The organism is Sulfurospirillum sp. (assembly GCF_036802865.1).
In the GTDB taxonomy this organism is placed as follows: domain Bacteria; phylum Campylobacterota; class Campylobacteria; order Campylobacterales; family Sulfurospirillaceae; genus Sulfurospirillum.
In genome coordinates this window covers 223,691-238,616 of sequence record NZ_DAIRVK010000005.1, presented here as the reverse complement: position 1 = coordinate 238,616, position 14,926 = coordinate 223,691, and the positions used below count along the sequence as shown (strand labels likewise).

The following is a 14,926-nucleotide window of genomic DNA, read 5'->3' as shown; positions in this document are numbered from 1 at the left end:
TACCCACGCACCTTTGGTGCTTTTAGTTCTTGCAAAATGAGTTTTTGCAAGAACTCTATTATGCTTTCATATCAAGTAAACTGCCAAGCATTTCATTTTGAGTTTTAATAGTAGTGGCATTTGCTTCAAAGCTTTTATCAATAGAAATTTGATCGGTAAATTCTGTCGCTAAATCTGTCCCTTGCGTCGTTTTACTGCTTTGCGCAACAATAGCACTGTTTTGCTCAGTGATGGTTGTTTGCGTTGCATTATACTTCTCAGTATTAACGTTTGCAACGTTACTTGCACTATTATTCATCCAATTTGACATAGCCATCATGGCACTAGAATTAATTTGCATGATTGCTCCTTTATCCTTTTTTTCAACTATACTCTACTTCGCTTAAAAAAGAAATAAAGGAAATATGAACACTACTTGGTGAGGGTTTTGAGCGTTTCATTCAGAGAAGAAATAATTTTTTGACTGGTGTTTTTACTAAATGCAAAGTAAAGGTCACTCTCTTTAAGCACATAAACAACTTCGTATTCAGAAACATCGCAGCCCATTTCTTTAAACAGAGAAAAGGCTGCTTCAACACTAAAGGCAATGGCATCAACACGATTTTCTTGAAGTTTTTTAAGCTGTGATGTACGGTTAGAAAAACGTTCAAAATATTCTACGCGTAAGCCCATATCTATCAATGCTTTTTCCGAAGCTGTATCTGGGATAGTTGCTATTTTATACTGACGTAGACTTTCGAGTGTTGTTACTTTCATTTGAGTACTTTTTTTGGCAATAATACCTAATGTCATTTTTCCAATAGGTCCAACCCACTGAAAAAGCGCTTCACGTTCTGGTGTACGAACCATACTATAAAGCATTGAATTTTCTTGGTTTAAAACATTATGATAGCCTCTAGCCCAAGGTAAGAGTTGAATAGTATTATCACTAATTTGGTGACCATTTTGCGCAAAAAGTTTTTCAACAAGACGTGTTGAGTATCCCTTCACTTGGCCATTTTCTAAAAAATTATAAGGAGGACTTTGCTCCGTATAAACTTTGAAAACTTCAGCGCAAAGAGAGAATGAAAAAAAAGCTATCAGTAAAAGGTATTTCATGGACGAGCTTCTAAACGCTGAAGTGACTTCCACGTATAGATAAACATATCAAAATTTTCCAATAAAATATCAGTAATAGTAGGATCAAACTGTGATCCTCGCATCATTACAAAATAGTCTCTCACAACCTTCTCTTCCCAAGGTTCTTTGTAAACGCGTTTGTCCAACAATGAATCAAAAACATCTGCAATAGCGCAAATGCGTCCAACTAAAGCAATATTTTCACCTTGTTTTCCATAAGGATAACCTGCTCCATCCCAACGCTCATGGTGTTCCAATGCAATCGTAGCAGCTAAACGCATAAGTTCAAATTCAGAATCAATGAGCATGTCATATCCAAGTATTGAGTGGTTCTTCATAATTTCCCACTCTTGCTCATTCAGTTTATCAGGTTTGTTCAAAATTTGATCGCTAATACCGACTTTACCAATGTCATGCAAAACAGCTGCCATTTTTATTTTCTCACACTCGGCTTCATCTTTACCTAAAAATTTACAAAAAAGATAACAAAATTCAGCAACACGTCTTAGATGTTGCCCTGTCTCTTTGGATTTTAGTTCAGCAATGGAGGCTGCAAGATAAGTCATTTCGTGATTGAGTTTACGAATTTCTTCTGTTTGAGTATCAACTTGTTGTTGAAGATTTGATTGAAGCTGGTACAAAGAGATGTGTGTTTTCACTCTAGCTTTTAAAAGGCTCGCATGAAAAGGCTTGGCAATAAAATCTACAGCACCTAAATTGAACCCTATCTCTTCATAATCACTGCCATCGTTGGCAGTCAAAAAAATGACAGGAATATTGCGAACTTTATCCATTTGTTTCAGTCTGCGACACACTTCATAGCCTGTCATAAACGGCATATTAATATCGAGCAAAATCAAATCAGGAAGTATGGCTTCGGCTAAAGATAGCCCTTTCTTTCCCTCTTTTGCTGCATAAACTTCATATTCATTGAGAATGGAGCTTAACATTTCGATGTATTCAGGAGTATCATCAATTACTAAAATTTTAGCCATACGTTATATCTCCTCACTCAAATGCGTTAAGCTCATCGTTGCCGCATCAAAATCAAAACTTTTACATGCCAATAAAAGTGCTTTAAAAGCTTCATGTTCACGTACAGTTTCATGCGTTGCAAGTTGGTCTAAAAGAAGATTGACTTTAGAGACATTGGACGTATCCAGTGCCAGCTTCAGCTCTTTAAATATCTCTGCTAGCACTTGCTTATCTTCATGTACTTGTATCCCCAAGGTACTGTTTGAAAGGTCAATTTTGTCATATTCGCTGTGTAACGTGCTTATCAAAGAGCGATGCTCTTCAAAAATTGCATCCAAAGCAATGCCTTCTAGGGTGTTTTTCTCTTTTAAAAACTGCTCTAATGCACTAAGGTGTTGCTCAAGCATTAGAACACCTATTGTTCCACACAGTCCCTTGGTAGTGTGAACATAATCAATGAGCATAGCGATTTCATTGTTTTTAATCAAAGCGTTAAGCTTGCTTGGAAGTTCAAGGTAAGTCGCAAAAAAGCTCACAAAAAGCTTTTGCCACAAAGCTTCATTGCCACCTAATTTTTTAATGGCATCTTTCTTTGCAAAATGTTGTTTGACACGTTTATGAGTATTTGACTGTTGTTTTGGAGAAAGGGTAAGACTGACATGTAAAGCCTCTAAAAGAGTGCCGTAAAAATCTTCAACTTCAAAAGGTTTACCAATATGCGCATCCATTCCCGCTTGAATGCATTTTTCAACATCTTGCACCATAACATTGGCTGTCATCGCTACAATAGGCGTTAAAACATTAAGCTCTTTACGAATAATACGTGTTGCTTCATACCCATCCATAATTGGCATCTGAACATCCATCAAAATAAGATCAAAGGGATATTCGTGCTCTTGAATCATTTCAACTGCTTCCAACCCGTTACGTGCGATCTCAACTTTAGCATGGGTCTCTTTGAGCAAATACGTTGCTACTTCAAGATTAATATCATTATCTTCCACAATCAAAACACGCTTTTGAGAAAGATCGATTTTGGAAGGATCAAAAAGAGGCGTCTGCGTAGCCACAGAGCATAATGATACCAACTCATCGTAAAGCATAGAAGGATTAATAGGTTTTTTCAAAAAGGATCGAATACCAACACTATTGATGCGATTTTTGATCTCAACATCATCATTGGTAGCAATCATTAAAAACGAAGGTAAGTGCTCAACATCGACTTTTTGTGACAACTTCACATAAAAATCAGCCCCATTGGCTCCTTTTGCAAGTTCATAATCAAGAATAACCAAATGAAAAGGTTTTGCTATCGTTTGAATTGTACTGACAATGTCTTCATTACTTTTTTGAGAAGTCACAAAAAAACCAAATGAACGAATAATCTCACAAAGCATATCACTTACTTTTTTCTGGTCTTCAATAAGTAAAATACGCAACGGTTCGTATCCACCAGCACTATTTTCATGCTGAAGCTCTAACCCTTTTGCTATTGGTAGTGTAAGCGTTAAGCTAAAAAGACTCCCTCTACCCTCTTCGCTCTCTAAGCTAATATGTCCATGCATCATTTCAGCAAGTTGGGTACAGATATAAAGCCCAAGACCCGTTCCACCATGCTTTCGTGTAATAGAAGCATCAAGCTGACCAAATGCCTTAAACAAGAGTGATTGCTTCTCTTTAGGAATGCCCATACCGCTGTCTCGTACATTGAACGTCAACATTGCGCTATTGTCCGCATGAAGCTCTTCTTGAACACTCAGAACAACAGCACCCTCTTTGGTAAATTTGATTGCATTACTTATAAAATTGTTGATGATTTGCATCATTTTGCATGGATCGCCTTTGAAAAAGCGATTTGTCTCTACAAAATCACACTGAAAATCTATCCCTTTTTCTTTAGCAAGAACAGAGAAAATCGAACTGCTTTTTTTGAGTTCTTTATGCAAATCAAATGCAACAGATTCAACGTCCATTTTACCGGCTTCTATTTTAGAAAAATCCAAAATATCATTGATAATTCGAAGCAACACAGAAGAAGCCTCTTTGATTTTCCCCACATAACTGGCTTGAGTACTGTTCATAGCCGTTTTACTCAGGAGGTGCGACATCCCCATAATGGCATTCATGGGTGTTCTAATTTCATGGCTCATGTTGGCTAAAAATTCTGATTTATAGCGGCTGGCATCTTCAAGTTCTTGTGTACGTTGCTTTACTTTCTCATCCAATAGCTCATTTTCATGTTTGAGTGTGTCAAAAAAGCCTTTGAGTTTAATGCGTGTTTTATCGAGAGCAAACCCAAGTGTGCCAATTTCGTCGTTTTCATCCCACGCAAAAGGCTCTTCAAGTTTTTGCTGCGCTAAAAGATTGGAGTGCCCCACTAAGCGTCTGATGGGTTTGATGATTTTATAGTAATAGATCCATGAAAGAAGAAGCACTAAAAAGAGGATTTGAAAAAAGAGTATGGTACCAAAGAGTGTTAGATCTGCCATAATAGAATCAATAAGATCTTGACGCTTAAAGCCCATTTCCAATGAGCCAACAACCACATTGTCTTTTTCTAATATTTTATGTAAAAAAAGCGTGTCATCGTTATTTGCATCTCTATTTTTGTGTTCCCATCCCAAAAAAAGTTTTTCATTGTTATCTTTGACATAAACAAACTGTATATTAGGGTCAAGTAACAGTTGATCGAGCATTTTTTGCCCTAATTCTGGGTAAAAATTCCACAGTGACTCTACAAAAATTGCAGACGAGAGATTGAATTTTTTGGTATTGAGTGTTGTAAATGTTTCTTGTTTACTTTTGTAAGTACTATTGGCATATGTCAGCATCAAAAGAGGTAATGGTAAGAGTAAAGAGATAATAATCATCACCGCTAAAGCTTGCAATAAAGATACACGGTACAGCATTGCTCTAATCATTTTGATTGACTCTTTCTAAAAGCTATTTTACGGTATAAACCACTCATATACACAAGTTTATGCCCTTTTTAAGGACATAAACGAAGTTAAAATAAACTATAACATTTTCAAATCAAAATTGTCAATTTTACAGATAGATTGACTCTGCTTTTTTGACAATATGTACCTTACTTTCGACATTTTCTTTCAAATACGCTTTAAAAAGCTCTAATTTATCTATTTCTCCGTGAATCAAATAAATAGTATTTAATCCTTTGATATGCTTAATCCATGCTAGCATATCAGCACGATCCGCATGTGCAGAAAGACCATTAATCGTATAGAGTTTAGCACGCACTTTAATATCTTCGCCGTAAATGCGGATAAATTGCTCTCCATCGATAATATCACGTCCCAACGTTCCTTTAACTTGAAACCCGACAAATATAATGGCATTTTTAGGATTCCAAATACGTTGTTTAAGATGGTGCAGCACTCTACCACCATTACACATACCACTTCCAGCGATGATAATAGCACGTTTTTCAACCTCATTAATGTCCATTGAATCTTTTTTGCGAGGCGTATATTGAAGCTCAGGAAAAGAGAAAGGATCGTCACCAAGGCTTACACGTAAGCCCAAAGTTTGATTGAGTTGTGCAGGATATTTTTGATAAATTTTTGTTGCTTCAATGGCTAAAGGACTGTCTAAAAAGACATGACAATTGTGCAATTCTCCTGATTGATGCATCTGATGTAACAACCACAAAATTTCTTGAGTTCGCTCTAAAGCAAACGAAGGAATAACGACATTACCGCCCTCTTCAAGCGTTTGCATGACTGCTTCTTTAAACTCTTTAACGCTCTCATCTAAGGCTCTGTGTTCTCTATCGCCATACGTTGATTCGATAAAAAGGGTGTCTGCATGTTCTATGGTGCTAAGATTGTTGAGCAATAAACGGTTTTTACTTCCAAGATCACCTGAGAAAACAACACTTTTATGCAATGTATCTTCTTCATAATTGAATTCAACAAAAGCACTCCCCATAATGTGCCCTGCGTTGTGAAACGTAAGTTTTGCAAAAGGAGCGAGAGTGACAACTTCCTCGTATTGGATACGATGCATTTTTTTACTAAACAGTTGTTCAACATGCTCTTTGGTATAAAGCGGTTCTTGTACCGTGCTTTCATCACCTCTACGAAGGGCTTTTCGCAGCTGTGTTTCATACTCTTCTTGCAATAACCCTGCACTGTCTAAGAGCATAATATAAGCGATATCAAGCGTTGCATTGGTTGAGATAATTTCCCCTCTGAAACCCTCTTTAATCAGCTTAGGAACTCTACCGATATGATCGATATGGGCATGTGTTAAAATCAAATAATCAAGCGAGGTTACATCAAAAGGAAAAGGCTCATAGTTGCTCTTCCAAAGTTCACCTTGAATCATTCCACAATCAATTAAAATTTTAACGGATTGAATCTCTAACAAGTGACATGAACCTGTAACCATGGAAGCTGCACCATACGATGTGACTTTTGCCATAATAGCCCCTTTAATGAATAAATTTGTCGATAATCTCTTTGTATTTTTTTTCTATAACGTGACGTTTCTTTTTAAGTGTATTGGTAAGTTCTTCACCTACGGTAAATTCTTTCTCTAAAAAATGAATATTTTGTAGTTTTTCAAATGGTTTAAACCCTTGTCTTTGATGCAACAGATCGTTCATTTCACTTTTGATCTTCGCAACAATCTGTTTATCTTCCATCACTTGCTCAATGTTATGAACTGCTTTGTTGAAATGTACCGCGACATACTCTTTGAGCTTATCAAAATCAGGCACAATCAGTGCACCAAGACCCTTTTTAGTATGCCCAACTAAAATAGCATCGGTAATAAATGGCAACATTGAAATGGTCGATTCAATCCGGCTAGGGTCAACATTTTCGCCACTGGCAAGTACGATGATTTCTTTGGAACGACCTGTAATGACTAATTCACCCCTCAGTGTCAATTTACCAAGATCACCCGTTTTAAAGAAGCCCTTTTCGGTGAAAGACTTTGCATTTTCTTCGGCGTTTTTATAGTATCCACGCATTATCTGCTCGCCTCTCACCCAAATCTCACCCACTTCACCCGCACCAAGTTGATCGCCTTCTTTATTGACAATTTTAAGCTCAGTATCTTTGGTCGGGAGTCCTAATGTCGAAAAAGTATAACAGCTTAGTGCGCGTCCTGCGATCACTGGCGCACATTCAGTCATACCATAGGCATTGACAATGCGAATCCCAATCGCATCAATCCAAGTATCTAAAAAATCAGGCAAAGCTCCACCACCACTCACGGCAAGTCGTAGTCTTCCACCAAATTTTGCTTGCACCAGTGCTAATTTTTTCTTTGCAAAGGCATTCAGAGGGGCAAGCAGTAAACACTTAAAAAAAGCAATCGTTTTATCTTTATACGTAAAGAGAAATGAACGTTTTTCAAAACAAGGAAGTTCATCTTTTAAAACACGTTCTGCTTGGTTATATGCAGCTGAAATCGCAACAAGTTTATTAAACAATTTAGCTTTTTTAGGATCTTTTTTCTCCAAAGCTGTAATAATCTTTGTGTACATCGACTCCCAAAGCCTTGGAACGGTTGCTACGATAGTCGGTTTATAATGCTCTAAATCGGCCGCAAAGGTCTTGATGGTCGAGTAAACAGTACAACATCCTTGAGAAAGAGCCACATACTCTGCTGCTCGCTCAAAAATATGCCATGAGGGAAGAATAGAAACCCAAACATCACTGCTCTCAAGTGCAATCAATGGGGGCAGTTCACGAACATTGTACATAATGTTTTTATGGCTTAAAATAACCCCTTTTGGAGTTCCAGTTGTTCCAGAAGTGTAGATGAGGGTACAAATATCTTCTTCATCCACAATATCTTTACCCGCTGTTATAAACATTTCAACTTCATTATGATGAATCGTTCTGTCTTTTAAAATATCTTTGTATGAATAAATATTGCTTAAAAGTGAGTGAACTTTGGGAGCTTCCAAAATAAAAATAGCTTTGAGTTTCAACCCGTTCAGCATCATCTCATGTCGAATATAGACTTGCTCGTCTTCAACGATCAGAAATTCTGCCCCAGAATGAGAAAGAATAAACTCAAGCTCTTGTGTAGGAGTGTCGCATCCACGTGGAATACTTATCGCTCCAAGTGAAACAAGTGCCAAATCTGTGACCATCCACTCATAGCGGTTGTCACACAAAAACATAACTTTAGAGCCTTTCTCGATCTTTTTTGCTTTAAAAGCTCGAGAAAGAACCAAAACATCCTCAAATAACTTTTCATAACTCACTTCAAATTCTTTATCTGCTACCTTATAGATAAAGGCTTTCTTCTCTTTGTTCTGCTCATACGTCTTAATAAACATATGAAACAACGTGTTTTCTTCACGATGCAAGCACAATCCTTACTATTTCAAATTAGCTTTATTGTAATCTTTCTTCCTGAAAGAGAGGCTTAACGTGAACGAAATGCTTTCAAAACACAGTAAATAATTACGATTTGGACTACCAAAAGCAGACTATGCAGAAAATAAACTTGGGTTTCTTTATTTAGAATGCCAAAAAATTCAACAATTTTGTAAAAAAGATACGAAATTACCATCCCCGCAAGATAGCCTTGTTGTTTAACAACATCTGCAAAAGAGAGCAACGTTGTACGCTTAAGTGCAAGCGTTTCCATACGCATAAGGTAATTACCAAATACAAACGTAAGTTGGTATGAGATGTAGATAAAAAGAACATTGGTATAGCTATACTGAAAGATGAGAAAACTGACAATAATCAATAATGCCAAAAACTCGACTAAAAGAGTGATGCGGTAAAAGACGAGAAGATTCATCATCTTCTCGTACACTTTTGCCACGACCAGTAAACCTACGGCTAACCCAATGCCTCCTAATGAAAACACGGAAGGCTCAAGCGGTGTGTAAAGCACAAAAACACTACCTACCGCAAGCCCAAAAAAGAGAGAATTGAGTAGCTTATACCAAAGGTAAGGTCGTAGGTTTAGTTTCATTAGAATTTCGCCTCAACACCCATATAATAGCTTCGCTCAGCCGAAGCATAGCCATAAACGGTTTGATAGTAGCGATCAAAGAGGTTATTGACTTTAAAATAGACATCTAAATCTTTGGTAGCATGATACGTGACTTTGGTATTGGCTACGAAGTAGTTTCCTGTTTCTTCTGTTGAAGAGTCTTTACGAGACCCAATATATGTTCCATTAACGTTCATAGCGATTTGTTTAATTGGCATATACGTTGCATATAAAGACGATTGGTACCGAGGAATATCTGTCAATCTATTACCATCTTTATCTGCTGCATCAACATAGGTATAATTAGCACCCATAAGTAGAGAATTGAACAACTGTTGCTCATAAGAAAGTTCAATGCCTCTAAACACAGAAGTGCCATCAATATTAACATACTTTGTTGAACGGAATCTGATCAGATCTTCAATTTCATTTCTAAAAAAATTCATATTAAACCCAGCATATTGCATACCCATATTAAAACTTTTGATATTCTCAGGTTTTAAATTGAAATTTGATGAATTAGGGAACCATGGATAGATCATTTCAAACATCGTAGGTGTTTTATACGCTGTTCCATAGTTGGTATAAATATTAAATTGATCGCTAAAAAGGTATTTTGCACCAATTTTACCTGTAGTTTTATCATCAAATGCACTAAATTTATCATAACGTAACGCTTCATTTAGAACAACATTACCTAATTTATTTGTATTATTGATATAAAGAGCTTTTGAATTTTCATCTCGTTCTTTTTCACTATCTCCAACAGCAGTATAGGTTAGTTCTCGTTTTTCATAACTGCCACCAAAAACCAATGTACTATTGTCATAGTATTTCCATGTATCTTTTACTTCTACCGAAGGGACTTTCCCCTCATAGTCACGTAAATTTCCAGATGTTGTTTCATCTAATTCTTTTTTTGTAAAGGTACTTTGAGAGAGTGTTGTTTCAATAGCATGATTTGCTACAAAATATTTATACGTTAAATAGCCCGATCGTTGGCGAAAATCACCACGTTGAATAGAATTTGGATCCATTATCCAAGTTGTTGGGTCAGAAGCATCATAATTATTTAAAGCGTTAATATCATGATAGCCTGCTTCAATACGGTTAGATTCATCAATCCAATAACCTGCTTTAAGATTAACTGTCGTATTGCGATAACCATCTTTTTCAAATTTATCTATATCTTCATTTCTTGGTGCATATGCAGTAAACCCATCTTCTGTAACACGTTGCACAGAGAGCATAGCATCAAATTTATCAGTTTTATGTGAAATGGAAGTGTTCATACTTCTACGTCCGTAACTTCCAACTTCTACACCTGCAGTTCCATGTGTCCCACTTTGTGCACTCTTAGTAATAATGTTAATCACACCAGCTGCTGCATCTGCGCCCCAAACACCACTTTGTGCACCTTTAATAACTTCGATACGCTCAATATCACCCACTAAAAGATGACTAAAATCTGCACCAGAAAGACTACTAGGATCGTTATAACGGACACCATCAACCATGACAAGTGTGTATTGGTTGCTCATACCTTGCATACGAACACTGCTTAATTTACCTAACCCTCCTTGTGACGTAATACTAATACCAGGAATAGTATTGAGCGCTTCAGTAACAGAAGTAATGCCTTTGAGAGAAAGTTCTTCGGAGGTGATAACCGTAACGTTATCGGTGACATTGGTCGCACTGACCAAGGATTTGGAAGCAGTATATACTTCAGACTTTTTTTCTTTGATCTTCTTTGAGATCACCACAACAGGTGCACTGCTTTCTTCGAGCACTTCTGTTGTTTCAGAGGACGCTTCAGCTTTTGGCGTATTGAGTTGCTTTTCATTATCTACGACACTTTGCCCTTCACTTGCAAGTGCAATCGTAGCATTTAAAGCAAGTATAGCCGCTAGACTAAAATACTTTCCTCTAAATCCTTTCAGATTTTTCATATATTCTCCTTAAAATTTGGGAAAAATATTTTATCCAAAAAGTAACTGTTTTCATATATCTTTATGTTACATAAGAATTGATCTTTACATGTAAGCACTAAAAAACTTATCAATACCGCTATAATTTGGTACAATAGATGCATAAAAAATGTAGAAAAAGATTCGTAATCAATTTGGTTACGAAGAAGGAACTGAATGAATCAAAAGACCTTGCGGATTATCTTTTTTAGTTATCTTACGGTTGTTTTTATCGGCTCTATTTTATTGATGCTTCCTTTTGCCCACATCGGGAAATTAGCGTTCATCGATGCACTTTTTACTTCAACATCAGCAACCTGTGTAACAGGGCTTGTTGTCAAAATCACACCTGAAGACTTCACATTTTTTGGACAATTTGTCATTTTAATTCTCATGCAAGTGGGCGGTGTAGGCTATATGAGTATTGTCACCCTCTTCTTCTTGTTTATGAAGCGAAATCTCAACATCCATGAAAAAAATATGGCAAAAGATTCCTTGAACTATTCCTCCAATTTAGACATTCAAAATTTTCTTCAAAAAGTGTTTATCTTTACACTCATCATCGAGTCCCTTGGTGCACTTATCTTAACCCTGCGTTTTGCAACACATATGCCATTGCCTAAAGCTATATGGCAAGGCATCTTTCACTCCGTTGCAGCTTTCAATAATGCGGGTTTTTCAACATTTAGAGACAATCTTCTAGGCTATCAAACCGATTTCACCGTTTTAGTGACCGTTGGACTTCTTATCATTTTAGGGGGTATTGGTTATTTGGTGTTGGTTGAACTTCATGCAAAAGCGACACACAAGCGTTTTATGATCTCAGCGCACACGAAAATCACCCTTGTAGGAACACTCATACTGATTGTTTCAGGTACTCTGCTTTTTTTAGCGATTGAATGGGACAACAAAGGCGTTTTTGCCAATATGACGTGGTATCATGGATTGCTTAACAGCTTTTTTCTCTCTGTCAACTTTAGAACTTCTGGCTTTAACAGTCTTGATCTTTCCCAACTCAGTGACGCATCACTTTTTTGTTCAACCATTTATATGATGATCGGTGGAGGTGCAGGCAGTACCGCTGGTGGTATTAAAATTACAACCGTTGCTGTGCTTATCATTGCAACCATCCACACCATTAAAATTAGCAACCAACAACCCCATGCTTTTAAACGTACCATTGCACCTGAAATTATCAACCGCTCTTCTGCCATCATTTTGGTTGCATCCTTTATAGCGATCACATCAACGATCATTTTAGTCGAAACACAAAAAACGAATTTTATGCAAACGCTGTTTGAAGTCGTTTCAGCTTTTTGTACGGTAGGAGTTTCGGTTGGAAATGGCGATGTACTAAGTCTTTCAGAAAAGTTTAGTACCTTTGGTAAAACACTCATTATAGCACTCATGCTCATCGGACGTATGGGTATTTTCGCCTTTGGATTTCTCATTATGGGAAGAGAAAAAATTAAACACATACAATACCCTGAAGGAAGGATTTTATTATGAAAACATACGCCGTCATAGGCTTGGGCAAATTTGGCTTTCACATTGCTAAAGGATTGGCTGAGCAAGGCATGGACATCATCGCCATTGACAACGATCCACACAAAATACAAGTCATTAGTGAATACATTGAAGATGCTATGATTTTAGACAGTACAGACATTAAGGCCCTTCAAGAAGCAGGTGTTGTAGGCCTTGATACAGTTATTATTAGCATTGGGGAAAACATTGAGGCGAGTATTTTAACGCTAATGGCACTGAAAGAGTTGGACAATAAAACCATTATTGCTAAAGCCATTACGCTGACACACGGCGAGATTTTGGCGCGTCTTGGTGCCTTTAAAGTTATTTACCCTGAACGTGAATCTGCTAAAAAATTGGTTGAAAACCTTGTTGGCAATGTGGTCATCGACCAAGTTGATTTTAGTAGTACGATTAAAATCGCCAAATTCTCAGTTACGAAGTCTCTTATTGGGAAAACAATCAAAGATGTTGAGCAAATGTTTGAAAATGAAATCCATCTCATTGCCTGCAAAACACGCGACAACTGGATGTTTGATATTGAAAAAACCTATAAAATTCGCGAAAACGATATGCTTGCTTTTATAGGCAAGAAAACCTTCATCGAGAAGCTGAGAAATCTTACGAAACTTGAAAGCTAATCTTTACATATAAAGCCTCTTTTAATAGAACCATGTTATAACATTGGACAATTAAAGAGGTTTTCTCGCTATTTTTAAAACCTCCTTTGCACAATTTTTCATCAAATCCAAAAGGAGTGTTTATGCCATTCAATCCACTGACACCTGAAGAAGAACGCATCATCCTGCATAAAGGCACAGAGATGCCCTATTCTGGGCTTTATAACAGCTTTGATGAGAAAGGAACGTACCTCTGTAAACGCTGTAATGCACCCCTTTACACCTCCAATGACAAGTTTAATTCACACTGTGGCTGGCCTAGTTTTGATGATGAGATACAAGGAGCCATTAAACGAGAGATAGACCGCGATGGTAGGCGCACAGAAATCCTTTGCAATGCGTGTGGAGCGCACTTAGGACATGTCTTTGAAGGTGAAGGTATGACCCCTAAAAACACCCGTCATTGCGTGAACTCACTCTCGCTTACATTTGTGCCTGTAATAAAGTAGTGTCATGTTTATGCTATAATACAACACAAAATATTTTAAAGGAATTCTGAATGTCCCCAAGTGAACCAGACTCGCGTAGTTGTAGCTTACCCCTTACTCTAGGCAGTCTATCATGACCCTACTTCTTGTCTATCTTTCGATCGTTTTATTTATCTCGTTTCTCTGCTCCATTTTAGAAGCTGTTTTGCTTTCAAGCACTGATTCTTATATAGAAACCCTTCCAAAAGAAAATAACGAAAATGCCATTGCTATGCTCAAAGATCTCAAATCCAATATCGACGTGCCAATCTCGTCTATCTTGACATTTAACACCTTTGCCCATACTATGGGTGCTGCCGGTGTAGGTGCGCAAGCGCAGATTCTTTTTGGAAATGAATGGCAAACAGCTGTTGCATTTGTTGTTACATTGCTGATTTTATATATTGCAGAAATTATTCCAAAAACTATTGGTGCGCTTTACTGGAAAAAATTGCTTATACCCTCAGGTTATACGATTTCATTTCTCGTGACACTAACGTATCCTTTTGTGTGGCTTTCTTCACTCTTGACCAACTTCATTTCAAAAAACAAGAAGAAACATCCAAATTTTTCACGCGATGAAATCATGGCTGTTGTTGCTATGGGTGAAAAAGATGGTTCTATTTTAAGTAAAGAGAGTGATCTCATTGAAAATCTTTTAAAACTTAAAAATATTAAAGCAAAAGATATTATGACACCACGAAGTGTTGTATTTGCATTGCCCTCATCCACTACCATTGAAGAAGCCATTGAAGATGACCGTATGTACATCCACTCGCGTATTCCTGTTTTTGGCGAGACACTGGACGATGTTGTGGGTATTGCCTTCAATCAACGAATCTTAGAAGAGAGTGTGGAAGACCACGATAAAATTACACTGGAAGACATTGCGCATGAAGTGCATATGGTTTCTGAAAATCTTCCTGTACCAAACCTGATCGACCAATTTGTCAAACGTAAAACACACCTTTTTATCGTTTTTGACAGCTACGGACAAACAGCTGGCGTTGTAACGCTTGAAGATGCCATTGAGACACTTTTGGGTGTTGAAATCGTCGATGAGATGGATGAAGTTGAAGACATGCAAGTGTTTGCAAAAGATAGAAGTAAAAAGTTCCAAGACCGCATGAAAGTCGAGCGCAAAAAGCTCGAAAAAGCGAAAGTAAACTAAACGCGTTAAGACACAAAGAGGCTTTTA

Annotated in this window: 12 protein-coding genes; 4 read left to right on the top strand and 8 right to left on the bottom strand. The window is 37.2% G+C overall.

Translation table 11 applies throughout. The features are described 5' to 3' along the window. Window positions 1–58: 58 nt before the first annotated feature. The 8 genes from V7Q04_RS11800 to V7Q04_RS11765 all read right to left on the bottom strand — a co-directional run bounded on the left by V7Q04_RS11800 (window position 59) and on the right by V7Q04_RS11765 (window position 11,036). Entirely contained in the window at window positions 59–340 is a 282-nt protein-coding gene (locus V7Q04_RS11800) for a flagellar basal body rod C-terminal domain-containing protein (protein WP_333805341.1), read from the bottom strand. Between the two features lie 71 nt (window positions 341–411). Next, the gene (locus V7Q04_RS11795; RefSeq protein ID WP_333805340.1) at window positions 412–1,098 is read right to left on the bottom strand and encodes a substrate-binding periplasmic protein; all 687 of its coding nucleotides are present in this window, start codon (window positions 1,096–1,098) and stop codon (window positions 412–414) included. Next, on the bottom strand, window positions 1,095–2,114 hold the full coding sequence (locus V7Q04_RS11790; RefSeq protein ID WP_333805339.1) for an HD-GYP domain-containing protein: 1,020 nt from the start codon (window positions 2,112–2,114) through the stop codon (window positions 1,095–1,097). Before V7Q04_RS11790 ends, V7Q04_RS11795 begins: the two co-directional genes overlap by 4 nt. A gap of 3 nt (window positions 2,115–2,117) precedes the next feature. Continuing rightward, the gene (locus V7Q04_RS11785) at window positions 2,118–5,015 is read right to left on the bottom strand and encodes a response regulator (RefSeq protein ID WP_333805338.1); all 2,898 of its coding nucleotides are present in this window, start codon (window positions 5,013–5,015) and stop codon (window positions 2,118–2,120) included. A 127-nt stretch (window positions 5,016–5,142) separates the two neighbouring features. Further along, window positions 5,143–6,537 carry an MBL fold metallo-hydrolase gene (locus V7Q04_RS11780; RefSeq protein WP_333805337.1) on the bottom strand — a complete coding sequence of 465 codons (1,395 nt, stop codon included), beginning with the start codon at window positions 6,535–6,537 and terminating at the stop codon, window positions 5,143–5,145. A gap of 10 nt (window positions 6,538–6,547) precedes the next feature. Beyond that, window positions 6,548–8,443, bottom strand: coding sequence for an AMP-dependent synthetase/ligase (locus V7Q04_RS11775; RefSeq protein WP_333805336.1), 1,896 nt, complete (start codon window positions 8,441–8,443; stop codon window positions 6,548–6,550). Between the two features lie 59 nt (window positions 8,444–8,502). Further along, the gene (locus V7Q04_RS11770; RefSeq protein ID WP_333805335.1) at window positions 8,503–9,063 is read right to left on the bottom strand and encodes a hypothetical protein; all 561 of its coding nucleotides are present in this window, start codon (window positions 9,061–9,063) and stop codon (window positions 8,503–8,505) included. After that, complete coding sequence (locus V7Q04_RS11765) at window positions 9,063–11,036, bottom strand: TonB-dependent receptor plug domain-containing protein (RefSeq protein ID WP_333805333.1); 1,974 nt, start codon at window positions 11,034–11,036, stop codon at window positions 9,063–9,065. Before V7Q04_RS11765 ends, V7Q04_RS11770 begins: the two co-directional genes overlap by 1 nt. A 195-nt stretch (window positions 11,037–11,231) precedes the next feature. Here V7Q04_RS11765 and V7Q04_RS11760 point away from each other — a divergent pair, with 195 nt between their 5' ends. The 4 genes from V7Q04_RS11760 (at window position 11,232) to V7Q04_RS11745 (ending at window position 14,899) form a co-directional block, all read left to right on the top strand. Continuing rightward, window positions 11,232–12,563 (top strand): TrkH family potassium uptake protein, encoded by a 1,332-nt coding sequence (locus V7Q04_RS11760; RefSeq protein ID WP_333805331.1) that lies wholly within the window; start codon window positions 11,232–11,234, stop codon window positions 12,561–12,563. Next, window positions 12,560–13,222 carry a potassium channel family protein gene (locus V7Q04_RS11755; RefSeq protein WP_333805329.1) on the top strand — a complete coding sequence of 221 codons (663 nt, stop codon included), beginning with the start codon at window positions 12,560–12,562 and terminating at the stop codon, window positions 13,220–13,222. The genes V7Q04_RS11760 and V7Q04_RS11755 overlap by 4 nt, the downstream gene beginning before the upstream one ends. A 122-nt stretch (window positions 13,223–13,344) precedes the next feature. After that, the gene (locus V7Q04_RS11750) at window positions 13,345–13,710 is read left to right on the top strand and encodes a methionine-R-sulfoxide reductase (RefSeq protein WP_333805328.1); all 366 of its coding nucleotides are present in this window, start codon (window positions 13,345–13,347) and stop codon (window positions 13,708–13,710) included. Between the two features lie 112 nt (window positions 13,711–13,822). Beyond that, window positions 13,823–14,899: a hemolysin family protein gene (locus V7Q04_RS11745; protein ID WP_333805326.1), complete on the top strand. Its 1,077-nt coding sequence runs from the start codon at window positions 13,823–13,825 to the stop codon at window positions 14,897–14,899. Window positions 14,900–14,926 lie beyond the last annotated feature (27 nt).